This is a genomic window from Brucella sp. LJL56 (genome assembly GCF_054871705.1).
This window is the reverse complement of the sequence record NZ_JBTXLQ010000004.1, coordinates 177503-202627: the sequence shown is the minus strand read 5'-3', so window position 1 is coordinate 202627 and position 25125 is coordinate 177503. Positions and strand designations below refer to the sequence as shown.

The following is a 25125-nucleotide window of genomic DNA, read 5'->3' as shown; positions in this document are numbered from 1 at the left end:
TTCAGGCCTCCTTCATGCGTTGCCTGGCCAGTTTTAGATCAGAGAACCACGCAAGTCCTCGTTGCAGAGCAATGAACAGGAACAGCAATATACCGATTGCTATTTTCGTCCACCAGGAAGACAGCGTGCCGTCGAAAACAATGTATGTCTGGATCAGCCCCTGAATGAGAATGCCGACGAATGTTCCGGCCACAAGGCCTGCACCGCCCGTCAGCAAGGTTCCGCCGATCACCACCGAAGCGATGGCGTCCAGTTCCACCCCCACCGTTGCCAGCGAATAGCCGGACGAGGTGTAAAGCGTATAGACGATCCCGGCGAGGCCGGAAAGGATGCCCGACATCGTATAGATGCCGATTGTCGTGCGAGCAATCGGAACGCCCATCAGTTCCGCCGACTGTTGGTTTCCACCCAGCGCATAGATATTGGCGCCGAAGCGCGTGCGATGGGCAATAACACCGCCGGCGATGAAGACTGCGAGCATGAGCATGGCGATGAATGTCAGCCTGCCGCCACCCGGCAGGCGGAAATAAAGCCCCTGCAACGTATCAAGAAATGGATGCGCGATGGGCACGGATTGCGTCGAGATGAGGAATGCTGCGCCGCGTGCCAGAAACATGCCGGCAAGTGTTGCCACGAAAGGCGGGATGCCGAGGAAATGGATCATCATGCCCATCCACGCCCCGAACAATGCAGCAATCACCAGAACGAGCGCGAAGGCCACAAGCGGATGCACCCCAAGCTGTCCGACCAGCACGGCAACGAAGACACTTGTAAAGGCGATGACGGAGCCGACCGAAAGGTCGATGCCGCCGGAGATAATCACAAAGGTCATGCCGACTGCGGCAATGCCGAGAAAGGCATTGTCCGTCAGAAGATTGCCGATGACCCGTGTCGACAGCATGTTCGGAAACTGGATGACGCAGAGCGCATAGGCGAGCAGGAAGATCGCGACTGTGGTCAGGAAGGGCAGATTGCGAAGAGCTCTCATTGCCGTGCTCCCTGCTGGCTTTGGCCGATTGTGCTGGCTCCATTGCCTTTGCGCTCCGAGCGCAGGAAGGTGATGAGCTGGACAATTGCCGGTGACTGGAAGGTAAGCACGATCACGATGATGACCGCCTTGATGATAAGGTTGAATTCCGGCGGAAAGCCCGCCATCAGGATGCCTGTGTTGATCGACTGGATGATGAGCGCGCCGAGCAACGAAGCCATGATCGAGAAACGCCCGCCATTGAGGGAGGTACCGCCGATGACGACAGCCAGGATGGCATCGAGTTCAAGCCAGAGACCGGCATTGTTGGCATCCGCGCCGCGAATATCCGCCGCCGCGATCAGCCCGGCAAGGGCAGCGCCGACGCCTGAAACCGCATAGACGCTGAACAGGAGAAAGCGCGCCTTGACGCCTGCCAGCATCGCCGCGCGGCGATTGATGCCGGTCGCTTCAATCAGGAAGCCAAGCGCACTGGACCGCACAGCAAGGCCCACGACGAGACCAGCCAGAATCCATATCAGAACCGGGACGGGTATGCCGAGGAAGGAGCCGGAGCCAAGCGCGGCGAAGGATTCATTATTGAAGGTGAGGATCGCGCCTTCGGTGATAAGCTGTGCGATGCCGCGCCCTGCTACCATCAGAATGAGCGTTGCAATGATCGGCTGGATATCGAAGACGGCAACCAGAAAGCCGTTCCACAAGCCACACAGAAGGCCCACGCCAAGCGCTGCCGGAATGACGATTGCAAGCGGATAGCCTGCAACAATGAGTGACGCGGCAAAAGCGCCGCTGATTGCCATGACTGCCCCGACCGACAGATCTATGCCACGCGTTGCGATCACCAGTGTCATGCCGACAGCCAGAATCGCGACGGGCGCTGCACGCACCAGAATGTCGATCAGGCTGCCGTAGAGCCGTCCGTTCTGAAACGAGATGTCGAGAAAACCGGGCGCGATGATTGTATTTGCCGTCAGGATCAGCGCCAGAGCTGCCAGTTGCGGCGCCAGTCTTTTCAGCTTTCTGCCGATGCGGTTCATCATGCCGCAGTTTCCTTTTCGCTTCCGGTCTCTGCGATTGCCCGGACGATGTTGTCGGCGGTGATTTCCTCACCTTTCAGTTCCGCCACATGGCGGCGGTCGGACAGGACGACGACGCGATTGGCAACGGCGGCAAGCTCCTCGAATTCAGATGAGATGATGACCAGCGACATGCCATCGGCGCAAAGTTCTCCGATGAGCTTGAGGATTTCAGCATGAGCGCCGATGTCGATACCGCGCGTCGGCTCGTCGAGGATCAGCAGGCGAGGATCGGTGGCGAGCCAGCGGGCCAGAATGGCCTTCTGCTGATTGCCGCCGGACAGGAACTTGATCGGCTTGTCGGGGTCGGGCGGGCGAATATCGAGCGCCTTGATGTAGCGCTGCGCGAGCGCCGTCTTCTCACGCGACGATATCGGTCTGGACCAGCCGCGCTTCGCCTGAACGGCGAGCGCAATGTTTTCTGCCATCGAGAAATCACCGATGATGCCATCGGTCTTGCGTTCCTCCGGGCAGAAGGCGAAACGCTCGCCAATTGCCGCGACGGGCGAGGGGAGCCTGATTTCCTTTCCGTCGACGGTCAGTGTCCCGCTGTCGGTCTGATCGACGCCGAACATCAAAAGTGCGGTTTCCGTGCGGCCTGAACCAAGCAGCCCGGCAATGCCGACGGCTTCTCCGGGCTTGATGGCGAGATCGAACGGGGCGACGCTGCCTTGTCTGCCGAAGTCCGCAAAGCGGATCGGCGCGACCGTCTCGCAGCTTACTTCTTCGGTGAGCTGGCGGCGCACGGTTTCCTGCAACTGGTGGCCGAGCATCATGGAAATGAGATCGGTGCGCGGCAATTCCGATAGATTGCGGCTTCCAACCAGACGACCGTTGCGTAGCACGGTGGCGCAATCGGCAATCGCGTAGACCTGATCCAGAAAATGCGTGATGACGACAATGCCGAGGCCTTCGGCCTTCAATTGACGCAACACCCCGAACAGCATTTCGACTTCGCGCGCATCAAGGCTGGCGGTTGGTTCGTCAAGAACGAGTACCTTGCCCGACAGGTCGACAGCACGCGCAATCGCGATAATCTGGCGGACGGCGACTGAATAGGCGGACAGGGGCGCGCCGACATCGATGGCGAGGCCATAGCGGGAAAGGAGACCTGCCGCATCCTTTTCCATACGGCTACGGTCGACCAGTCCGAAACGTTTCGGCTGGCGTCCCAGAAACAGGTTTTCTGCAACTGTCAAATTTTCGAGAAGGTTGACCTCCTGATAGACCGTGCCGATACCGAGCGTCTGCGCTTCCGCAACGGAAGCGGGCGCAATCGGCTGGCCGTCAAGCAGGATCGCCCCGTCGAAGCCGTGATAGGCGCCGGTCAATATCTTGATGAGCGTCGATTTGCCCGCGCCGTTTTCGCCGAGCAGCGCGTGAATTTCACCACGGTTGAGCGTGAAATCGACATGGTCGAGCGCAGTCACGCCCAGAAAAGATTTGGTGATCGAACGAGCTTCAAGAAGCGGCATTGCGGCCGCCGATGCAGCGTCTTTTGCAGCCATGGCAGTCTTCCATTGCATTTTGCAAAGGTCATTCCGGGCCGCGATAACCGCGGCCCGAGGACGAGAGGATCAGTAGCCGAGACCCTTCTTGGCTTCGTAGACGGCTTTCGGATCGTCAGCCTGTGTGTAGAGCTTGGATTCCGTCTGGATCCATTTCGGCGGAACAGTGCCCTTGTCCTTGAAGGCTTCAATTGCGTCGAAGGCCGGGCCAGCCATATTTGGCGTCAGCTCGACGGTCGCGTTGGCTTCACCGTTCGCCATGGCCTGGAAGATGTCCGGCACGGAGTCGATCGATACGATCTTGATCTCGGTGCCCGGCTTCAATCCGGCTTCCTTGATGGCCTGAATGGCACCGACAGCCATGTCGTCATTGTGGGCATAGACAGCGCAGATATTCTTGCCGCCACCTTCGGCCTTGATGAAGCTTTCCATGACTTCCTTGCCCTTGGTGCGGGTGAAGTCACCGGTCTGCGAGCGGGAAATTTTGATGTTGTCGTGGCCCTTGATCGCGTCTTCGAAGCCCTTCTTGCGGTTGATCGCCGGTGAGGAACCGGTGGTGCCTTGAAGCTCGACGACATTGCACGGCTTGTCGCCCACGTCCTTCACTAGCCAGTCACCGGCAACTTTGCCTTCATGAACCTGATCGGAGGTAACGGCGGTGAGATAAAGATCTTCCGGCGAATCGATCTGGCGATCAAGCAGGACAACCGGAATTTCCGCTTCCTTGGCTTCCTTCAAAACTGCATCCCAGCCCGTGGAGACCACTGGCGCTATCAGGATCGCGTCGACGCCCTGCGCGATGAAGCCACGCACGGCCTTGATCTGGTTTTCTTGCTTCTGCTGGGCATCGGCGAATTTGAGCGTGTAGCCGCGCTTTTCAGCTTCCTGCTTGGTCAGGGCCGTTTCTGCGGCACGCCAGCCTGATTCCGAGCCAATCTGCGAAAAGCCGACCGTCAGCGATGCGGCGGATGCGCTGGAAATCAGGGCAAGCGACGATGCTGAGATCAGGGCGGCCGTCAGGGCCGTCAAACTGCGTTTCATGGTGGTTCCTCCCATTAAGGCCCTCCCGGCCTCGTCATTTATGAAGCATATAATATTACTTTATGGCAAGTATCTTTCGGCGTTTCCCAACAAAATGCCGGTGCGACAAACAGGCAAATTTCCCGTTTGTTAATATAAAACAAAGGCTTGAAGCTACCTGTATATGGCAGGATTTTCCAACCGGTGGAGCGGGTGCGTCTGCTTGCTTGACAAAGCGAGCTGGAGCAAAATAGTCATATTAATAACGCGAACCGTATATTGACGCCGTATGGTGTCTTCAAGCGGTCGGGGTGAGTTCCGCAATGGGTAATGCGGAAAATGGGAGGATCAATGTTACGTCTGGTACAGTTCCGCGATGCGGGCGGTGAAACGCGTGTGGCTGCATGTGGTGATGATGGTGTGGCGCATGTGGTCAAGGGCGCGTCCACGACCTATGAACTGGCCTGGGCGGCAATTCAGGCGGGCATTGGCCTCGCAGAGCAGGTTGAGCGGAGCGGTAAGGGCGAAGCCGTCGATCTCGACGCCGCTTTGGCTGCGGGCCGCGTCGGCCTGCCGATCACCCATTCCGATCCGGCTCATTTGATCGTGGCAGGCACCGGCCTCACACATCTTGGCTCTGCTGACGGTCGCGACAAGATGCACAAGGCAGCGCAGGCTGCCGAAAAGCCGACCGATTCGATGCGCATGTTCCTGATGGGCGTCGAGGGCGGCAAGCCGAAACCGGGCCAGACCGGCGTTCAGCCGGAATGGTTCTACAAGGGCGATGGTTCCGCGCTGGTCGCAACCGGCGGCGAACTGGTTTCGCCTTCCTTCGCCGAGGATGGCGGCGAAGAGCCGGAACTTGCAGGTATTTATCTGATCGGACCGGATGGCGCGCCACACCGTCTCGGCTTCTGCCTCGCCAATGAATTCTCCGATCACGTGACCGAAAAGCAGAACTATCTCTGGCTCGCCCATTCCAAGCTGCGCCAGGCGTCGCTTGGACCGGAACTCTATGTCGGCGCGCTACCGGATCATGTGGAAGGCGTTTCACGCATTCGCCGCGGCGATGAGGTGATCTTCGAAAAGCCGTTCCTGTCGGGCGAAGCGAATATGTCGCACACGATTGCCAATCTGGAGCATCACCATTTCAAATATGAGCTGTTCCGCCGACCGGGCGATATTCACGTCCATTTCTTCGGTACGGCAACCTTGTCTTTCTCGGAAGGCGTGAAGACGCAAGTCGGCGACCGGTTCGAGATTTCGGCCAAGCCGTTCCGTTATCCGCTGGTCAACAGACTGGCGCAGGCCCCAGCCGAAGATGCCGAAGATATTGCCGTGAAGGCGCTCTGAAATGGCTGCACAATCGAACATCGCTCTCGCAATCGTCGGTCTCGGCAAGATCGCACGTGACCAGCACCTGCCGTCCATTGAAGCCGTCGATGGCATCGAGCTGAAAGCCATTGCCAGCCGCAATGCCGGGCTGGACGGCCTGCCATCTTTTCACGATATCGAGCAATTGCTGGCGTCGGATGTCGCTATTGACGCGGTTTCGCTCTGCACGCCGCCGCAGGGGCGTTTTAGCCAAGCCTACGCGGCTCTGAAGGCACGCAAGCACGTAATGCTGGAAAAGCCTCCCGGTGCGACCATTTCTGAAGTGCAAGCGCTGGAGCGGCTCGCTGAAAAGCAGGGCGTATCGCTTTATGCGACATGGCATTCACGTGAGGCGGCGGCGGTGGAACCGGCCCGCGATTTCCTGAAGGATGCCGCGATCCGTTCGGTTGCGGTTGCCTGGAAGGAAGATGTGCGTCACTGGCATCCGGGCCAACAATGGATCTGGGAGCCGGGTGGGCTTGGCGTGTTCGATCCGGGTATCAATGCGTTGTCTATCGTCACGCATATTTTGCCGGAGCGCTTTTTCCTGACGCAATCCGATCTGTATTTCCCGGAAAATCGCGCCGCGCCGATTGCCGCCGGCCTTCAATTCCAGACGGAAAGCGGCATTCCGGTTTCCTTCGAACTGGATTGGCGTCAGACCGGACCGCAGACGTGGGACATTCGCGTCGAGACCGACAGGGGCACGGTCTTGCTCAGCCATGGCGGTAGCCGACTGACCATTGCCGGGACTGAAAAAATGGCCGAGCCGGATCGCGAATATCAGCGTCTTTACAAGCATTTTGTGCAATTGATCGGTGCGGGGCGTTCGGATGTCGATCTTGCTCCGCTGACGCACGTCGCCGATGCTTTCCTGTTTGGAAAACGGCACGTGGTCGAAGCATTTGAAGATTAGGAAATGAGGTTGTCGCAACGCGGCCTCTTACCCAGCAGGACAAAGACATGAATAAGCCCGTCACTCCGAAAACTCCGAAGTTCCGCTCGCGCGCATGGTTCGACAATCCGGACAATGTCGACATGACGGCGCTCTATCTTGAGCGCTACATGAATTACGGCTTGAGCCAGGAAGAATTGCAGTCGGGTCGCCCGATCATCGGGATCGCGCAGACGGGTTCCGACCTCTCACCTTGTAACCGGCATCATCTGGAACTGGCCAAGCGCGTGCGCGAAGGTGTTCGTGAGGCAGGCGGTATCGTCATCGAATTTCCGGTTCATCCTATACAGGAAACCGGCAAGCGCCCGACCGCTGGTCTGGACCGCAACCTCGCCTATCTTGGCCTCGTGGAAGTGCTTTACGGCTATCCGCTCGATGGCGTCGTGCTGACGATTGGTTGCGACAAGACCACGCCTGCCTGCCTGATGGCTGCCGCGACGGTCAATATTCCGGCGATTGCGCTTTCGGTCGGCCCGATGCTCAATGGCTGGTTCCGTGGCGAGCGTACCGGTTCGGGCACCATCGTCTGGAAGGCGCGCGAACTTCTGGCCAAGGGCGAGATCGATTATCAGGGCTTTGTGAAACTGGTTGCTTCCTCGGCACCGTCCACTGGCTATTGCAATACGATGGGCACGGCTACAACCATGAACTCGCTTGCTGAAGCGCTGGGCATGCAGCTTCCGGGTTCTGCGGCTATTCCGGCACCTTACCGTGACCGTCAGGAAGTGTCCTATCTGACCGGCCGCCGTATCGTCGAGATGGTCTATGAAGACCTCAAGCCTTCCGACATTTTGACCAAGGACGCTTTTGTCAACGCCATCCGCGTCAATTCCGCCATTGGCGGCTCGACCAATGCGCCAATCCATCTGAACGCGCTCGCCCGCCATGTCGGCGTGGACCTGACGGTCGACGACTGGCAGAAATATGGTGAGGAAATCCCGCTTCTGGTCAATCTGCAACCGGCTGGTGAATATCTCGGTGAAGATTATTACCATGCGGGCGGTGTGCCAGCCGTCGTCAATCAGCTCATGGGGCAGGGCCTCATCAACGAGGATGCGCTGACCGTCAATGGCAAGACCATCGGCGAAAACTGCAAGAACGCCACCATTGAAGACAGCAATGTCATCAAGACCTATGATCAGCCGCTGAAGAAGCATGCCGGTTTCCGCGTGCTGCGTGGCAATCTGTTCTCGTCGGCGATCATGAAGCTCAGCGTTATTTCGGACGAGTTCCGCAATCGCTATCTGTCCGACGATAAAGACCCGAACGCCTTTGAAGGCAAGGCGGTCGTGTTCGACGGACCGGAGGATTATCATCACCGCATCGATGATCCGTCGCTGGAAATCGATGAGCATACGGTGCTGTTTATGCGCGGTGCTGGCCCGATCGGCTATCCGGGAGCGGCGGAAGTCGTCAACATGCGCGCGCCGGATTATCTTTTGAAGAAGGGCATCAGCTCGCTGCCATGCATTGGCGATGGTCGCCAGTCGGGCACGTCGGGTTCGCCGTCGATCCTCAACGCTTCGCCAGAAGCTGCCGCTGGCGGCGGTCTGGCAATTTTGAAGACCGGCGACCGTGTGCGCATCGATCTGGGTCGTGGCGCGGCGGATATTCTGATCTCTGACGAAGAACTGGCCGCGCGTCACAAGGCTCTGGAAGCCGCCGGCGGCTTCAAGTATCCGGAAAGCCAGACGCCGTGGCAGGAAATCCAGCGCGCCGTTGTTGGCCAGATGGAAACTGGTGCGGTTCTCGAAAACGCGGTCAAGTATCAGGACATCGCGCATACGCGTGGCCTGCCGCGAGATAACCACTAAGGTTCCCCGGATGGCTCTCGATAAAAAGCCATTTGCGGCAATTGCGGACTGGGGCACCACCCGGTTGCGGCTCTGGACGCTGGATGCGGACGGTACCGTGCTGGGTGAGAGCCGTGGTGATGACGGTTTGCTGCGGGCAAAGGAAGCCGGTTTCGAACCAACGCTCGAACGGCACCTTGCTTCTATTGGCGCGCCGGACGATCTGCCGGTGGTGATCTGCGGTATGGCCGGTTCACGGACCGGCTGGATCGAGGCGCCTTATATGAGCCTGCCTGCCGGACTGGATGGCATTGTGAAGGCTGCGGTGCGTGTTCCTGCGCGCCGCCACGTCATCATGCTGCCGGGCGTTGCGCGGCGGGACGAAGCTGCTCCCGACGTTATGCGCGGCGAGGAAACCAAGCTTCTCGGTCTTGTGCATGGCGGCACGCAGGATGCGGTTGTCGTCATGCCCGGCACTCATGCCAAATGGGTGCGGATTGCCGATGGCGGTCTCGCGGATTACCGGACCTTCATGACGGGCGAATTGTTCGCACTTCTGAAAGACAAGTCGGTGCTGGCCGGTGCGCTGGAAGGTGCTGGTCCGGTTGATCCGACTGGAGCGGCGTTTGCGGCGGGTGTCAAAGCCTCGCTCGAAAGGCCGGAACTGATCGCCAATGCCCTGTTCTCCGTTCGTGCGGACTGGCTCGTGCATGACGGCAAGCCGACCGACCAGCTTGCGCGGCTTTCCGGTCTGTTGATCGGGCTGGAAGTTGCGGGTGGGCGCACGCTTTACGGCAAACCGCAGCAGGTGCTGCTGCTCTCCGACGGCATGATGGGCGGGCTTTATGCAAGCGCGCTTGATATTGCTGGGCTTACGTTCAAGCGCGTCGAGGCGGACGCACTGGTGCGCGATGGTCTGTTCATGGCCGCAAAGCACGCTTTTGCGGAAGGTGCCCAATGAGTGCGCGCGGTGCATGGCCGAAACTGCGCTTCCGTTGGTCGCAATCCTGCGCGGTATGGGACAAGATCGCGGGCTGACGGTCCCTGTGATTTGTTTTGGAGGAATTCCGCATGGCCGGAAGGCGGGGGCGGAAATTTTGGGAGAAAGGCAGGCGGAAAGCCTGTCCCAATTTTGGGAGTGAGACAATGGCAGGCATGAAATCTCTAACAATGGCAGTCGCGATGGCCGCGCTTGCCTTCACAGGCATGGCACATGCGGAAGACAAAGGTCTTGTCGCAGTTGCCATGCCGACGAAGTCGTCGGCGCGCTGGATCGCCGATGGTGACAATATGGTCAAGGTGCTGAAGGAACGCGGTTATCAGACCGATCTTCAATATGCTGAAGACGATGTGCCAAACCAGTTGGCGCAGATCGAAAACATGGTGACCAAGGGCGCCAAGGTTCTCGTCGTTGCATCCATCGACGGCACCACGCTTTCCGACGTACTGGCCAAAGCGCATGATGCAGGCATCAAGGTCATTGCTTATGACCGCCTGATCCGCGACACGCCCAATGTCGATTACTATGCCACGTTCGACAATTTTCAGGTTGGCGTGCTGCAGGCACAGTCGATTGAAACGGCTCTGGACCTCAAGAACAAGCCGGGCCCGTTCAATATCGAACTGTTCGGCGGTTCACCGGATGATAACAACGCCTATTTCTTCTATAACGGCGCCATGTCTGTCCTGCAGCCCTATATCGATAGCGGCAAGGTTGTCATTGCCAGCGGTCAGACCGGCATGGACAAGGTCGCAACACTGCGCTGGGACGGTGCAACTGCACAGGCCCGCATGGATTCGATCCTCTCGGCCTATTATTCCGACAAGAAGCTCGATGCGGTCCTGTCGCCTTATGACGGCATTTCCATTGGTATCCTGTCGTCGCTCAAGGGTGTAGGCTATGGCAGCGGTGACATGCCGATGCCGGTCGTATCCGGTCAGGATGCGGAAGTGCCTTCGGTGAAGTCGATCCTCGCTGGCGAGCAGAATTCGACGATCTTCAAGGATACCCGTGAACTGGCAAAGGTCACGGTTGATATGGTCGATGCGCTGATGAGCGGCAAGGAGCCGGAAGTCAATGACACCAAGACCTATGACAATGGCGTCAAGGTCGTGCCGTCCTATCTGCTCAAGCCGGTGATCGTCGACAAGTCAAACTGGAAGCAGGTTCTGATCGATAGCGGTTACTACAAGGAAGACCAGATCCAGTAATCTGTGGTTCTAATTTATGGTTCTGGGCGCATCGGAGGATATGCCCGGAGCTTTTCTGCAAGCCATTGCCCCCAAAACCCCAGTCTTTCGGCTGGGGTAGCCTCGGCGATTGACAACGTTGTCTTTTCGCTGGGGCAATGGCCGCAGAAGTTGAAATGGGAGCGAGCGATGAATGTAGCCAATCCTGTCCCGCTGCACGAGCAGGGTGGCCAGCCGAATGATGCTGGCAAACCTATTCTGGAAATGCGCGGCATCAGCAAATCCTTCGGGGTCGTGAAGGCGTTAAGCGACGTCAACTTCACGGTTATGCCGGGGGAGATTCACGCATTTGTCGGCGAAAACGGCGCCGGCAAATCCACGCTCATGAAGGTGCTGTCGGGGGTTTATCCCCATGGCAGTTATGAAGGCTCGATCTTCTTCGACGGAGAAGAACGGCAATTTCGCGACATCAACGATTCCGAGGCGCTCGGCATCGTCATCATCCATCAGGAGCTGGCACTGATTCCGCTGATGTCGATTGCGGAAAATATTTTCCTGGTCAATCCACCGTCAAGCCATGGCGTCATCGACCGCAGTGCCGTGCATATGCGCACGCGGGAACTTTTGAAGAAAGTGGGCCTGTCGGAATCGCCCGATACGCTGATCACCGATATAGGCATCGGCAAGCAGCAGCTCGTCGAAATAGCCAAGGCGCTGTCGAAACGCGTGCGGCTCTTGATCCTCGACGAACCGACCGCCAGCCTCAACGAGACGGATAGTGCAGCACTTCTGACGCTCCTGAAAGAGTTTCGTGCGCAGGGCATCACGTCGATCCTGATTTCGCACAAGCTCAATGAAATCCGCGAAGTTGCCGACAAGATCACCGTGCTGCGCGACGGCAAGGCCGTGGCGACGCTCGATTGTCATGCAGGCGAGGTCGAGGAAGACGATATCATCCGCAAGATGGTCGATCGTGATCTGGAAAGCCGCTATCCGAAGCGCGAGCCGAAGATCGGTGATGTGATTTTCGAAGTCGATAACTGGTCGGTCTATCACCCGCTGCATCCAGAGCGGCATTCGGTCAAGAACGTGTCGTTCAAGGTCAAGGCGGGTGAGATTGTCGGCATTGCAGGCCTGATGGGCGCTGGGCGCACTGAATTCGCCATGAGCCTGTTCGGACGCTCCTGGGGCACGAATATTACCGGCGAGGCACGCATCAACGGCAAGGCCTCGGATATTTCCACCGTGGCGCGGGCGATCAAGTCGGGACTTGCCTATGTGACCGAGGATCGCAAAAAGCTTGGCCTCGTTCTGGGCGAAAACATTTCGCGTAACATTTCGCTGGCCAATTTGCGTGGCGTCAGCCCGAAGGGCGTCATCGACGATATTCGCGAAATGAAGGTTGCCGGTGAATATCGCAACCAGATGAGCATTCGCAGCCACAATGTCTTTCAGCAGACCGGCACGCTTTCCGGCGGCAACCAGCAGAAGGTGGTGCTGTCGAAATGGCTGTTCACCGGACCGGATGTGCTCATTCTCGATGAGCCGACGCGCGGCATCGATGTCGGCGCGAAATACGACATTTACACCATCATCAACTCACTGGCGGAGAGCGGCAAGGGCGTGGTCGTCATTTCTTCGGAAATGCCGGAACTGATCGGCATCTGCGATCGCATCGTCGTCATGCATGAAGGCGCTTTCGTCGGTGAAGTCGCCGGCGAAGAGGCAACGCAGGAAAACATCATGCGCGCCATCATGCGGAACAAGGGAAAACGGCAATGAGCGAGAACATAATCGGAAGCAGCCAGACAAGCAGCGTGGGGCGTTATCTCAAGAACAATCTGCGCGAATCCGGGATGCTGCTCTCGCTCGTCGCGATCATGATCTTCTTCCAGATTGTCACCGGCGGCGTGTTGATGAAGCCGCTGAACCTGACCAATCTGGTATTGCAGAACAGCTATATCGTCATCATGGCGCTCGGCATGCTGCTCATCATCGTGACCGGCCATATCGACCTGTCGGTCGGTTCGGTCTGCGGCTTCATCGGCGCAGTGGCTGCGGTGATGATGGTGAAATGGGGCGTACCGTTCCCAATCGCCGCCATTCTCTGCCTGCTGGTTGGCGGGCTGATCGGTGCGTTACAAGGCTTCTGGGTTGCCTATTTCAACATACCGTCCTTCATCGTCACGCTGGCGGGCATGCTGGTCTTCAAGGGTCTGACGCTCGCTGTGCTCGGCGGTCAGTCCGTTGGGCCTTTCCCGGTCGTGTTCCAGAAGCTGTCGTCGGGCTTCATCCCTGAAATTCTAGGCACCACGGCCGGTGGTGTTTATCTCACCTCGCTGACTATCGGTGTGCTTCTGGCGGCCTTCATGATCTGGCAGAATGTGAAGTCGCGCCAGCGCCATATCGCGCATGAAGTGGAAACGGAGCCGTTCGGCTTGTTCGTCATCAAGAACGTTCTGTTCTTTGCCGCGATTGCCTATCTGTCGCTGCTGATTTCCATGCATCGCGGCCTGCCGAATGTACTGATCATCATGGCGGTTCTGATTGCGGCTTATGCCTTTCTCACCAACCGCACGGTGATCGGTCGCCAGATCTATGCGGTCGGTGGCAACCGCCATGCGGCCAAGCTTTCGGGCGTGAAGACCGAACGGCTGACATTTCTTGCTTTCGTCAATATGGGGGTGCTGGCGGCACTGGCCGGTCTGGTTTTCGCGGCGCGCCTGAATACGGCCACGCCCAAGGCCGGTATCGGCTTCGAGCTGGACGTGATCGCGGCCTGCTTCATCGGCGGTGCATCGGCCTATGGCGGTGTGGGTCGTGTGACCGGTGCCGTGATCGGCGCACTCATCATGGGCGTGATGAACAACGGTATGTCGATCCTCGGCATCGGCATTGACTATCAGCAGGTGATCAAGGGGATCGTGCTGCTGGGGGCCGTCTGTATCGACGTCTATAACCAGAAACGCTGATATTTCGGCTCTGGCGGCCTGCAAATGGCGCTGTTCTGTGTTGGGCGCAATCATTTCAGGTTTGTCTGTCGCGACGCTTATCCCTCATCCTGAGGTGCGGAGCGAAGCGTAGCCTCGAAGGACGAGGGCAGGCGCGGTGGGTTTTCCCTCGCCCTTCGACAAGCTCAGGATGAGGAGCGAGGAAAAATGGTTACGTCATGCCTCAGATCGCCGTGCGGCGGGCGTGGTCGAGATAGATCTCGCGCAGGCGCTGGGCGACAGGACCGGGTTTGCCCGTGCCGATGGTCTTGTCATCGATGGCGGTGATCGGGGTGACGAATGTGCCAGCGCTGGTGAGGAAAGCTTCCTTTGCGGCATAGGCTTCATCGATGGTGAAGAGCCGCTCTTCCAGCTTCATGCCGGTCTCGGCGATCAGTTGCAGAAGCGAAAGCCGCGTGCAGCCGGGCAGGATGGAATTGCTGTTCGGGCGTGTGACGACAACATCGTCTTCGGTCACGATATAGGCGGTAGACGATGCGCCTTCGGTCACATAACCATCTTCGATCATCCACGCTTCATCGCAACCCGCGTTCTTGGCGATTTCCTTGGCGAGCGCTTGCGGCAGCAGACAGACCGTCTTGATGTCACGGCGTTTCCAGCGCAGGTCTTCCAGCGAAAGCACGCGTGCACCGGTTTTCAGTGCAGGCTTGTCGAGCAGATTGGCTTCCTGTGTGAACAGGACGACTGATGGCTTCATACCCTTTGCGGGTACGAAGTCGCGGTCGCGTCCGTCGCCGCGTGTCACCTGCAGATAGACCAGACCTTCAGTCAGATTGTTGCGGCGGATCAGTTCACGCTCGATGGCCACGATCTCGTCTTCGTTCATTGGCATCGGAATGCCGATCTCGCCGGTCGAGCGTCGCAGGCGTCGCATATGCGGCTCGCTGTCGATGAGCTTGCCTTCCAGCACGGCTGTCACTTCGTAGATGCCGTCGCCGAACAGGAAGCCACGGTCAAAGATGGAAATGCGCGCATCGCGGGCGGTGACATATTCACCATTGACATAGACGATGCGGTTTTCAAGTTCTTCTGCTGAAACGGCCATGATGGAATGTGTCCTGAAACGAAAAGACTGCGATCAAGTCGCAGTCTTTTCATAGGTCACTCGGCTGCAATGGGAAACAGCTATTTTCAGGCAGCCTGTTTTGCCGCTGCAATGGCTTCGCTGCGGATTTCTTCTGTGAGCTTGAGGCGCAACTCCGAAAATTCCGGGCTTGCCTTGACGTGGTAGGTGCGCGGATGCGCGATATCGACCGGCGTAATTGATTTGATCTTGCCCGGACGAGCGGTCATCGTAACCACGCGGGTCGCCATGAAGATGGCTTCCTCGATGTCGTGGGTGACGAAGATCACTGTCTTGTGCTCCCGCTCCCAAATGCCGAGCAGAAGTTCCTGCATCAGTCCGCGGGTCTGGTTGTCGAGTGCGCCGAACGGCTCGTCGAGAAGCAGGATTTTTGGATCGTTGGCAAGTGCGCGGGCAATCGCCGTGCGCTGTTGCATGCCGCCCGAAAGCTGCTTCGGCCAATGATCTTCAAAACCACGCAGCCCCACCTTGTCGATATAACTGTCCACGATTTCGCGCGCCTGTTTTTCCGGCACGCCTTTTTCGCGAAGCCCGAAGCCGACATTCTGCCGGATATTGAGCCACGGAAACAGCGTGTAGGATTGGAACACCATACCGCGATCGGCGCCGGGGCCGGTTACGGGTTTACCTTCCAGCGTCACTGTGCCGGTGGTCGGTTTGTCGAGACCGGCGATGATGCGAAGGAGCGTGGACTTACCGCAGCCCGAGGGGCCGAGGACGGTCACGAAATCATTTTTCGGTATGACGAGGTCGGTCGGCTGTAAGGCAAGCGTCGGCTTGCCGCCATGCACGCCCGGAAAGGTGCGGCTCACGCCCTTGATGACAAGTTCCTGGTCGCTTTTCGTAACCATTATGCGAACCTCCATGCGAAGAGCCAGCGGTTGAAATATTTGAAGGCAAGGTCGGAGATCAGGCCGATCACACCGATCACGATGATGCCGAAAATGATCTGGCCAGTGGCCATCAGCGCCTGGCTGTTGATAATCATGTAACCGATGCCGGACGAGGCGCCGATGAGTTCGGCGACAATCACGTAGGTCCAGGCCCAGCCGAGCACGAGGCGCAGCGTTTCGGCGATATCCGGCGCGCTGGCCGGCATGAGTACGCGACGGATGATGCCGCTGTTCGATGCGCCGAGCGTATAGGCGGCTTCAACAAGATCGCGCCGTGTATTGGAGACGGTCACAGCGATCATAAGGATGATCTGGAACACGGCGCCGATGAAGATAACCAGCAGCTTCTGGGTTTCACCAATGCCTGCCCACAGGATCAGCAGGGGCACGAAGGCGGAAGCCGGGAGATAGCGGGCGAAGGATACGAAGGGCTCCAGCAGGGCTTCGATGGGTTTGTAGGCGCCCATGGCGATCCCGAGCGGAATGGCAACGATGCTTGCCAGCACGAAGCCGCCCAGCACGCGCCAGACCGTCATGCCGATATCGGAAAGGAAGCCCTGATTGGCGATGAGGTCCCAGCCGTCCTTCACCATGGTGATGGGATCGGCAAGAAAAGTCGGGGAAACGAAGCCGCCCAGAGTGGCGACACCCCAGAATGTAAAGAAGAGAACGAAGAATAGAATGCCCAGTAATATCCGGGCCTGACTGCCTATCGGCTGCAAGGGCTGCATATATTTTTCCGTTTGATCGCGTATCTGCCGCACTCGACAGGCGGAAAATGAGGAAGCCCGGACGCTTGGTCCGGGCTGGCGCATGAAACGATGTTACTTGATGAAGCTTGTGTCCACGATATCGTCGAGATTGGGCTTCGACTTGATAACGCCTGCCTGCAGCAGGAGGTCGGCGGCTTCGGTCGAGAATTCCTTGAATTCCTTCTCGAAGAATTTCTGGTTTGCCGCCTTGTCCTGCCAGCGAAGATAATCGGCCGATTTGCCGAAATCCTCGCCCGACTGCTTCACGTCCTTGCCCATGATTTCATAGGATTTGGCCTTGTCGGAAGCGATCATCTGCAGCGCTTCAAAATAACTGTCGGCGAGTGCTTTGGCAGCTTCGGGGTTCTTTTCCAGGAAATCGGGCGTGCAGCCGACCGTATCCATGACCGCCGGATAATCGAGCGTGGTGGCGAGAATCTTGCCCTTGTCGGGTGCCGCGCGCACGGTCGAGAGATAAGGCTCGTAGGTCATGGCGGCGTCGTTCTGGCCTGCCACGAAAGCCTGTGCAGCCGGTCCCGGCTCCATATTGACGACCTTGACGTCCTTCGTGGTCATGCCGTTTTTGGCGAGCATGAAGGCGAGAAGGAAGTAAGGCGATGTGCCCGGTGCCGAAGCGGCAACCGTCTTGCCTTTCAGGTCGGCGAAGGAATTCACATCGGCGCGCACTGCTATGCCGTCGGCGCCGTAGGACTTGTCCATCTGGAAAATTTGCTTGGTCTTTACACCCGCCGCGTTCCAGACAATCCAGGTCTCCACGGTGGTGGCCGCGCACTGGATGTCACCGGAAGCCAGCGCCAGATGGCGGCTTGCCTGCGGGATTTTGGTCAGCGTCACGTCGAGGCCGTTTTTCTTGAAAATACCGGCTTCTTTCGCAAGTGTCAGCGGAGCAAAACCAGTCCAGCCGGACAAGCCGAGTGAAACGGCAGTTTCAGCATGCGCGGCAGACACAAAAGTGAAAGCTGCTAGTGTTGCCCCGGCGAGCAATGTTTTCTTCATGTTTAGTACCCCTTTTATAGTGAGACTTTTTTGTCTCTTAACTCCTGCCAAATTAACAGGACCGTATCGTCTGTCCAGAGAGTTCGTCGCGGGTCCTCAAACTCCCGTTTCTCCCTGGAAAAGGCGTAAGCTACTGATCAGATTACGCTAATCGAGATCAGGTAAATCGTTCCCTTCCCCTTCAGTTCAAGAGGCAAGGCGTCGCAGTTCGTTAGAACCGCGCAATCATGTTCCGCAAGTTTCGCCGCCTTTCCCGCAGATATGAGATCGATCTGACCTTCGGCACAGAAAAGAAGCGTCGGATCGCCACTGGTCTGCGTCAGTATGGTGCCGCTGACGGGCAGGCGCTGGACCCTGTGAGCAAAACGCCCGCGTCGGGTCATGACATTGAGGTCGGTGATGGCGGAGCCGATCAGGCGCGCTGCCGAACGGCTGTCGGCTGCAAAGGCCAAGGGTGCGCTGTCGCAGGTGAGGGTGGTCATCTGTCCGTCGACATCGAGCACGATGCCGTCGCCCTCCAGCACCGACAATGTCCGGTCGACGCCGGGAAAGACGGAAAAGGGGCCGTCATTTGCGACGGTCGCCATGGAGATGCGCCAGTCGAAATCATCGACTGACGCGCCTTGCGGGTGGACGGCGATCTCGACCGTCACGCCGCCGCCGTTTTTCCACGGCATGCGGCGATGATTTTCGGCCTTGAGGATAGTGATGCCCATTGGACCTCAGTTTCCCAGAATGCCGGGCAGGCGCAGGCCCTGCTGCTTGGCCCAGTCGAGCGCTTCTTCATAGCCCGCATCGGCATGGCGCATGACGCCGGTGGCCGGGTCGTTCCACAAGACGCGCTCCAGACGACGATCCGCATCTTCGGTGCCGTCGCAGCAGATGACCATGCCTGCGTGCTGGCTAAAGCCCATGCCGACGCCGCCGCCGTGATGCAGCGACACCCAGGTCGCACCTGAAGCGGTGTTGAGGAGGGCGTTGAGGAGCGGCCAGTCGGACACGGCATCCGAACCGTCCTTCATGGCTTCCGTTTCGCGGTTCGGCGAAGCCACCGAGCCGCTGTCGAGATGGTCGCGACCAATCACGATAGGCGCTTTCAATTCGCCATTGCGGACCATTTCGTTGAAGGCGAGACCAAGGCGGTGACGGTCGCCGAGGCCCACCCAGCAGATACGGGCAGGCAGGCCCTGAAACGCGATGCGTTCCTTTGCCATATCGAGCCAGTTGTGCAGGTGCTTGTTGTCGGGCAGCAGCTCCTTCACCTTGGCGTCGGTCTTTGCAATATCTTCGGGATCGCCGGAGAGAGCGGCCCAGCGGAACGGGCCGATGCCGCGGCAGAACAGCGGGCGGATATAGGCAGGTACGAAACCGGGAAAATCGAAAGCGTTTTCCAGACCTTCTTCCAGCGCCATCTGACGGATGTTGTTGCCATAATCGACTGTTGGAATGCCTGCACTCCAGAAATCGAGCATGGCCTGAACCTGTATCTTCATCGACGCGCGGGCAGCCTTCTCGACAGCCTTTGGATCACTCTCCTGCTTGGCGCGCCATTCGGCGACGGTCCAGCCAAGCGGCAGATAGCCATGCACCGGATCATGCGCCGAGGTTTGGTCGGTGACGATGTCGGGGCGCACGTCGCGCTTGACGAGTTCTGGATAGATTTCGGCCGCATTTCCGATGAGCGCGATGGACTTGGCTTCACCTGCCTTGGCCCATGCATCGATCTTGGCCAGCGCTTCGTCGAGGCTGTGGGTCTTTTCATCGACATAACGGGTGCGCAAGCGGAAATCAGCTCGGGTTTCGTCGCATTCGACCGCAAGGCAGCAAGCGCCTGCCATAACGGCTGCCAGAGGCTGTGCGCCGCCCATGCCGCCGAGACCGCCGGTCAGGATCCATTTGCCTTTGAGGTTGCCATCATAATGCTGGCGACCGGCTTCCACGAAGGTTTCGTATGTGCCCTGAACGATGCCCTGTGCGCCGATATAAATCCACGAACCTGCGGTCATCTGGCCATACATGGCGAGACCCTTCTTATCCAGTTCGTTGAAATGATCCCAGGTTGCCCAATGCGGTACGAGGTTGGAATTGGCGATCAGAACACGCGGCGCATCCTTATGGGTGCGGAAAACGCCGACCGGCTTGCCCGACTGCACCAGCAGGGTTTCATCCTCGTTGAGTGTCTTGAGGGTGGCGACGATACGGTCGAAATCGTCCCATGTGCGGGCTGCGCGACCGATGCCGCCATAGACCACCAGCTCATGCGGACGCTCGGCCACATCGGGGTCGAGATTGTTCATCAACATACGCAAGGGCGCTTCGGTCAGCCAGCTCTTGGCGTTGAGTTCGTCTCCGCGCGGCGCTCGGACTTCGCGCTCATTGTGGCGTGGGTTCGACATGGTGTTCTCCTCAGGATTTCAGGTCGGCGGCAATTGTTTCCAGCCGCTGTAAAAGGGTTTTCAGATGGACACGCAGCCTGTTCGCCTTGGCCTCATCATAGGCGAAGGGAACAGTTTCGGTCGCAAGATGGGTCGATTGGGCAAGCTCCATCTGGATGGCGTGAACGCCGGTTTCCGGCTTGCCGTAATGGCGCGTCGTCCAGCCGCCCTTGAAACGACCATTGAGGATCGACGTGTAACCTTGTGCCCCGCCCGTCACGTCGACAGCGGCCGCCTCGATCCTCGGATCGCAGGTCTTGCCCATATCCGTACCTATGTTGAAATCGGGCAATTTGCCTTCGAACAGGAACGGGATATGCGAGCGGATCGAATGGCAGTCATAAAGGATGGCGACCCCATGGATTGCCTTTACCCGTTCGATCTCAGCGGCAAGCGCCTCGTGATAGGGCTTGTGGAAGCGCGCAATGCGGTCGGCAATATCGGCTTCCGTCGGTGCTTCTCCGTCTTTCCAGATGGCAATGCCGTCAAAGTCGGTTTCCGGGATCAGCGTCGTGGTGTTCTGTCCCGGATAGAGGCTCACACCCGCCGGATCGCGATTGGCATCGATGCAATAGCGGTGGAAGGTGGCGCGCACCGTAGTCGCGCCTTCGATGAGACCGTCATAGAGCGTGTGAATGTGCCAGTCGGTATCGGCAATAATTTTGCCATTGTCGTTGAGACGCGCCCAGATATCCTGCGGCACGTCGGTTCCGGTGTGCGGCAGGCCAAGAATGACCGGCGACGTTCCCTGACGAACTTCGAACGGGCTCATGCTCACGCCTCCAGCGCTGGCAGGATGCCGCTCGAAACCGCACCGGAAAGCACACCGTCAGCGACCAGATCGGCGGCATTCTTCAGGTCGTCAGCCATGTAGCGGTCGTCTTCCAACGTCGGCACGCGGCCGCGCAATGCCGCGATCACCTTGGCAAGCTCAGGGCTGGTGGTCAGCGGTTCGCGCAACTCCACGCCCAGCGCACCGGTCAGCGCCTCAATGCCGATGATGGCATTGAGATTGGCGGTCATCTGCAACAGGCGGCGTGCGCCATGGCAGGCCATGGACACATGGTCTTCCTGATTGGCCGAGGTTGGCGTGGAATCGACCGAAGCCGGATGCGCCATCTGCTTGTTTTCGCTCATCAGTGCGGCGGAGGTGACTTCGGCGATCATCAGGCCGGAATTGAGCCCCGGCTTGCGGGCGAGGAAGGCCGGAAGACCGAATGACAGTGCCGGATCGACCAGAAGTGCGATGCGACGCTGTGAAATCGCGCCGATTTCGCAGACGGCAAGCGCAATCTGGTCCGCGGCAAAGGCAACCGGTTCGGCGTGGAAATTGCCGCCCGATACGGCCCGCCCATCCGAGAGAACCAGCGGATTGTCGGTAACCGCATTGGCTTCAATTTCCAGCGTGCGCGCGGCTTGTCGCAGAATGTCGAGGCAGGCGCCATCAACCTGCGGCTGGCAGCGAATGCAATAAGGGTCCTGCACGCGCTGGTCGCCTTCGAGATGGCTCTGGCGAATGACAGAACCTTCCAGCAGGGCGCGCAGCGCCCGTCCTGCATCGATCTGGCCCTTATGGCCACGCAGCGTGTGGATTTCCTCATGGAATGGCGCATCCGATCCCATGGCGGCATCGGTGGACAATGCGCCAGTGATCAGAGCCGTCTGCGCGGCGCGATGGGCGCGGAAAAGCCCGGCCAGCGCAAGCGCCGTCGATGTCTGCGTGCCGTTGATAAGCGCCAGCCCTTCCTTGGCGGCAAGTACGACCGGCTTCAGTCCGGCTTTTTCCAGTGCCTTTGCGCTGGAGAGGCGTTCGCCCTGATAAAAGGCTTCGCCTTCGCCGATCATGGCCGCAGTCATGTGGGCCAGCGGTGCAAGGTCGCCCGAAGCGCCGACGGAGCCTTTTTCCGGGATCATCGGGATCACGCCTTTTTCCAGCATGTCCTCAATGAGTGTGATGACTTCAAGCCGCACGCCGGATGCGCCGCGACCGAGCGAGATCAGCTTCAGCGCCATGATGAGGCGTACGATTTTTTCCGGCAGTGCTTCGCCGACGCCACAGCAATGCGACAGGATCAGGTTACGCTGCAGCGTGGCGACATCGCCCGCCGCGATGCGGATCGAAGCGAGTTTGCCGAAGCCGGTATTGATGCCGTAAACCGGTTCATCCCCCGCTGCGATTTCCGCAATGCGCGCTGCCGCCTTTTCAATGCCTGCATGGAAGGCGGTGTCGATGCGGACGGGGAGACCTTCGCGGTAGATTTTTTCAAGGGTCGCGAGCGGAACGCTGCCGGGATGAAGAACAAGGGACATGAAAGGCTCCGTTATAAAAGCAGTCAGATTCGGCCCTTGAATACCCGCTTCCACAGCGGGTTGAAGCCGATACGGTAGACGAGTTCGGCGGGACGCTCGACGTTCCAGATGGCCAGATCAGCATCCTTGCCGATAGCAAGCGTGCCGGTCTGGTCGAGAATGCCCAGCGCGCGCGCGGCCTCGCGGGTGACGCCTGCAATGCATTCATCGACCGTCATGCGGAAGAGCGTTGCACCCATATTCATGGTGAGGAGAAGCGAGGTCAGCGGCGATGTGCCCGGATTGTTGTCGGTGGCGAGCGCCATCTTGGTGCCAGCAGCGCGGAATGTCTCAACCGGTGGCTTCTGTGTTTCGCGAATGAAGTAGTAAGCGCCGGGAAGCAGAACCGCGACGGTTCCGGCCTTGGCCATCGCGGCAGCACCGTCCGCATCGGTATATTCAAGATGATCGGCGGAAAGTGCACCATAGGATGCGGCAAGGGCCGCGCCGTGCAGATTGGAAAGCTGGTCGGCGTGAAGTTTGACCGGAATACCATGCGCTTTGGCCGCATCAAACACGCGGGCGATTTCATCCGGCAGGAAGGCGATGCCCTCGCAGAAACCATCAACCGCATCGGCCAGATGCTCGGCTGCAATGGCGGGCAGCATGTCGTCGACCACCTTGTCGATATAGGCGGCCTTGTCGCCGTTCATTTCCGGAGGCAGGGCGTGCGCGCCGAGGAAGGTGGTGCGGATCGCAACGTCGCGCTCTTCAGCAAGGCGACGGGCGGCCTTCAGTGACTTGATTTCGCTGTCGCGGTCGAGACCGTAACCGGATTTGACTTCGACAGTGGTGACGCCTTCGGCAATCAGCGCATCGAGACGGGGCAGGGTTTCGCGCACCAGATCGTCCTCGCTGGCAGCGCGCAGGTTCTTGACCGATGAAACAATGCCACCGCCGGCCCGCGCGACTTCCTCATAGGACGCGCCCTGCAAACGCAGTTCGAATTCATGCGCGCGATTTCCGGCATGAACGAGATGGGTGTGGCAATCGATCAATCCCGGCGTGATCAGCCGGTTTTCGCAATCGATTCTATCGAAGGAAGCATAATCGGCAGGCAGTGCGGACTGCGGCCCCACATAAGCGATCTTGCCGCCCTTGATCGCAAGTGCCGCATTCTCGATGAGACCGAGACCGTTCGCGTCTTCCTCCAGCGTCGCAATGCGCGCATTGATAAAAACGGTACTTGAATTCTTGAGCATGAGCGTTTTCTCGCTTCCCCTGTTTTTTGATAATGTATATACATATTAGAGAGACAGCCAAGAGAAAAAATGCGCGGGAACATTCGAGGAGATGAATTTCATGTCAGCAGCCACGCCTGAATTGCGTTTTATCCATGCCGGCCAGGTGCTTCTCGACAATGGCTGGGCCGAGAATGTCCGCATTGGTATTACCGGTGGAAAGATCGCCTCGCTGGAGGTGGATAAGGCTGCCGAGGCAGGGGATGAACGTCACACGGCGATTGTCGCAGGCGTGCCCAATCTGCACAGCCATGCGTTCCAATACGGGATGGCCGGGCTTGCCGAAAGGCGCGGGCCGTCTGTCGATTCTTTCTGGAGCTGGCGCGAGATTATGTACAAATTTGCGCTCACCATGTCGCCCGAACAGGCGGAAGCTGTGGCGCTGCGGCTTTATGTCGACATGCTGGAGGCCGGGTTCACCCGCGTCGGCGAGTTTCATTACCTGCACCATGACCGCGACGGCACGCCCTATGCCAATCTCTCCGAGATGGCCGACCGCATTGTCGCTGCAGCAAAGGAGGCAGGCATCGGCCTGACGTTGCTTCCTGTTTTCTATGCGCATTCAGGCTTCGGCGGCAGCGCGCCCAATGAAAGCCAGCGCCGTTTCATCAACGATCCGGAACGCTTTGTGCGGCTGATCGAAGGCTGCAAACAAGCACTGGCGGGATTCGACGGCGCGGTTTTAGGTGTTGCGCCGCATAGCCTGCGCGCTGTGACGCCGGATGAACTGAGCGTCGTGACGAAGCTCCTGCCCGACGCGCCGGTGCATATCCATGTGGCCGAACAGGTGAAGGAAGTGGAGGACTGCATCGCCTGGTCGGGCAAGCGCCCGGCCGAGTGGCTTCTTGACCATCAAGACCTGTCCTCACGCTGGTGCCTGATCCATGCAACCCATATGACAGACGACGAAACACGGCGCATGGCCAAGGCTGGTGCGATTGCCGGTCTATGTCCTGTGACGGAAGCTAATCTCGGCGACGGAACCTTCAATGCGACGGTGTTCGCGAAGGCAGGCGGCAAGTTTGGCGTCGGCTCGGATTCGAATGTGTTGATCGGTATCGGCGATGAATTGCGCCAGCTCGAATATTCGCAGCGTCTCCATCATCGCGCACGCAATGTGCTGGCTGAAAGCGAAGCCTCGACGGGTCGCTCCCTGTTTGATGGCGCGGTGCGCGGCGGCAACATCGCGATGGGTCGCGCGGATGACGGGTTGAAGCTCGGCGCTTCGGCGGATTTTGTCGCACTCGATACGGAGCGTCTGCCTCATGCGAAAGGCGATACAGTGCTGGATGGCTGGATTTTTGCCGGTCGCGCGCGGATCAACGATGTGTGGGTGCGCGGCGTGAAACAGGTAGAGTGCGGACGTCACCGCTTGCGCGATCAAGCCGAGCGTGCTTTCCAGAAAGCAATAGGCGAGTTGCTCGGCTGAGCATTTTCAG

General features: G+C 58.7%; 21 protein-coding genes. 8 read left to right on the top strand and 13 right to left on the bottom strand.

Annotated features, from left to right (window positions below; all coding sequences use genetic code 11):
• Window position 1: 1 nt before the first annotated feature.
• The 4 genes from yjfF to ytfQ form a co-directional block, all read right to left on the bottom strand.
• The gene (yjfF, locus tag ACYSN1_RS15290) at window positions 2-988 is read right to left on the bottom strand and encodes a galactofuranose ABC transporter, permease protein YjfF (RefSeq protein WP_461726462.1); all 987 of its coding nucleotides are present in this window, start codon (window positions 986-988) and stop codon (window positions 2-4) included.
• A complete protein-coding gene (locus ACYSN1_RS15285) occupies window positions 985-2028 on the bottom strand; it encodes an ABC transporter permease (protein WP_461726461.1) in 1044 nt (347 codons plus the stop codon). Before ACYSN1_RS15285 ends, yjfF begins: the two co-directional genes overlap by 4 nt.
• The gene (locus ACYSN1_RS15280) at window positions 2025-3572 is read right to left on the bottom strand and encodes a sugar ABC transporter ATP-binding protein (protein WP_461726460.1); all 1548 of its coding nucleotides are present in this window, start codon (window positions 3570-3572) and stop codon (window positions 2025-2027) included. Before ACYSN1_RS15280 ends, ACYSN1_RS15285 begins: the two co-directional genes overlap by 4 nt.
• Window positions 3573-3641: 69 nt before the next feature.
• Window positions 3642-4613, bottom strand: coding sequence for a galactofuranose ABC transporter, galactofuranose-binding protein YtfQ (gene ytfQ / locus ACYSN1_RS15275; RefSeq protein WP_140021579.1), 972 nt, complete (start codon window positions 4611-4613; stop codon window positions 3642-3644).
• Window positions 4614-4943: 330 nt separating this feature from the next.
• On the opposite strand from ytfQ, the gene araD1 reads away from it, so the two are divergent.
• The 7 genes from araD1 (at window position 4944) to mmsB (ending at window position 13876) form a co-directional block, all read left to right on the top strand.
• Window positions 4944-5945: an AraD1 family protein gene (gene araD1 / locus ACYSN1_RS15270; RefSeq protein WP_461726459.1), complete on the top strand. Its 1002-nt coding sequence runs from the start codon at window positions 4944-4946 to the stop codon at window positions 5943-5945.
• 1 nt (window position 5946) lies between these two features.
• Window positions 5947-6882 carry a Gfo/Idh/MocA family protein gene (locus ACYSN1_RS15265; RefSeq protein WP_461726458.1) on the top strand — a complete coding sequence of 312 codons (936 nt, stop codon included), beginning with the start codon at window positions 5947-5949 and terminating at the stop codon, window positions 6880-6882.
• A 47-nt stretch (window positions 6883-6929) separates the two neighbouring features.
• A complete protein-coding gene (locus tag ACYSN1_RS15260; protein WP_461726457.1) occupies window positions 6930-8735 on the top strand; it encodes an IlvD/Edd family dehydratase in 1806 nt (601 codons plus the stop codon).
• A 10-nt stretch (window positions 8736-8745) separates the two neighbouring features.
• On the top strand, window positions 8746-9675 hold the full coding sequence (locus ACYSN1_RS15255) for a 2-dehydro-3-deoxygalactonokinase (protein WP_461726456.1): 930 nt from the start codon (window positions 8746-8748) through the stop codon (window positions 9673-9675).
• A gap of 185 nt (window positions 9676-9860) precedes the next feature.
• A complete protein-coding gene (gene chvE, locus ACYSN1_RS15250; protein WP_461726455.1) occupies window positions 9861-10925 on the top strand; it encodes a multiple monosaccharide ABC transporter substrate-binding protein in 1065 nt (354 codons plus the stop codon).
• Between the two features lie 168 nt (window positions 10926-11093).
• The gene (gene mmsA / locus ACYSN1_RS15245) at window positions 11094-12686 is read left to right on the top strand and encodes a multiple monosaccharide ABC transporter ATP-binding protein (protein ID WP_461726454.1); all 1593 of its coding nucleotides are present in this window, start codon (window positions 11094-11096) and stop codon (window positions 12684-12686) included.
• Entirely contained in the window at window positions 12683-13876 is a 1194-nt protein-coding gene (gene mmsB / locus ACYSN1_RS15240) for a multiple monosaccharide ABC transporter permease (protein ID WP_461726453.1), read from the top strand. Before mmsA ends, mmsB begins: the two co-directional genes overlap by 4 nt.
• Window positions 13877-14078: 202 nt before the next feature.
• Here the strand turns inward: mmsB and ACYSN1_RS15235 are convergent, their stop codons facing one another.
• The 9 genes from ACYSN1_RS15235 to hutI form a co-directional block, all read right to left on the bottom strand.
• Window positions 14079-14960, bottom strand: a complete 882-nt coding sequence (locus tag ACYSN1_RS15235) for a D-amino-acid transaminase (protein ID WP_461726452.1) — start codon at window positions 14958-14960, stop codon at window positions 14079-14081.
• 86 nt (window positions 14961-15046) lie between these two features.
• Window positions 15047-15850 (bottom strand): ABC transporter ATP-binding protein, encoded by an 804-nt coding sequence (locus tag ACYSN1_RS15230; protein ID WP_461726451.1) that lies wholly within the window; start codon window positions 15848-15850, stop codon window positions 15047-15049.
• On the bottom strand, window positions 15850-16623 hold the full coding sequence (locus ACYSN1_RS15225) for an ABC transporter permease (protein WP_461726450.1): 774 nt from the start codon (window positions 16621-16623) through the stop codon (window positions 15850-15852). Before ACYSN1_RS15225 ends, ACYSN1_RS15230 begins: the two co-directional genes overlap by 1 nt.
• A gap of 93 nt (window positions 16624-16716) precedes the next feature.
• Window positions 16717-17661, bottom strand: coding sequence for an ABC transporter substrate-binding protein (locus tag ACYSN1_RS15220; RefSeq protein ID WP_461726449.1), 945 nt, complete (start codon window positions 17659-17661; stop codon window positions 16717-16719).
• Between the two features lie 137 nt (window positions 17662-17798).
• A complete protein-coding gene (locus tag ACYSN1_RS15215) occupies window positions 17799-18377 on the bottom strand; it encodes a HutD/Ves family protein (protein WP_461726448.1) in 579 nt (192 codons plus the stop codon).
• 6 nt (window positions 18378-18383) lie between these two features.
• Window positions 18384-20057: a urocanate hydratase gene (hutU, locus tag ACYSN1_RS15210; protein ID WP_461726447.1), complete on the bottom strand. Its 1674-nt coding sequence runs from the start codon at window positions 20055-20057 to the stop codon at window positions 18384-18386.
• A gap of 10 nt (window positions 20058-20067) precedes the next feature.
• A complete protein-coding gene (hutG, locus tag ACYSN1_RS15205; RefSeq protein ID WP_461726446.1) occupies window positions 20068-20868 on the bottom strand; it encodes an N-formylglutamate deformylase in 801 nt (266 codons plus the stop codon).
• 2 nt (window positions 20869-20870) lie between these two features.
• Window positions 20871-22406: a histidine ammonia-lyase gene (gene hutH / locus ACYSN1_RS15200; protein WP_461726445.1), complete on the bottom strand. Its 1536-nt coding sequence runs from the start codon at window positions 22404-22406 to the stop codon at window positions 20871-20873.
• A gap of 23 nt (window positions 22407-22429) precedes the next feature.
• On the bottom strand, window positions 22430-23647 hold the full coding sequence (gene hutI, locus ACYSN1_RS15195) for an imidazolonepropionase (protein WP_461726444.1): 1218 nt from the start codon (window positions 23645-23647) through the stop codon (window positions 22430-22432).
• Window positions 23648-23747: 100 nt separating this feature from the next.
• Here hutI and ACYSN1_RS15190 point away from each other — a divergent pair, with 100 nt between their 5' ends.
• Window positions 23748-25115 (top strand): formimidoylglutamate deiminase, encoded by a 1368-nt coding sequence (locus ACYSN1_RS15190; protein WP_461726443.1) that lies wholly within the window; start codon window positions 23748-23750, stop codon window positions 25113-25115.
• Window positions 25116-25125: the final 10 nt, after the last annotated feature.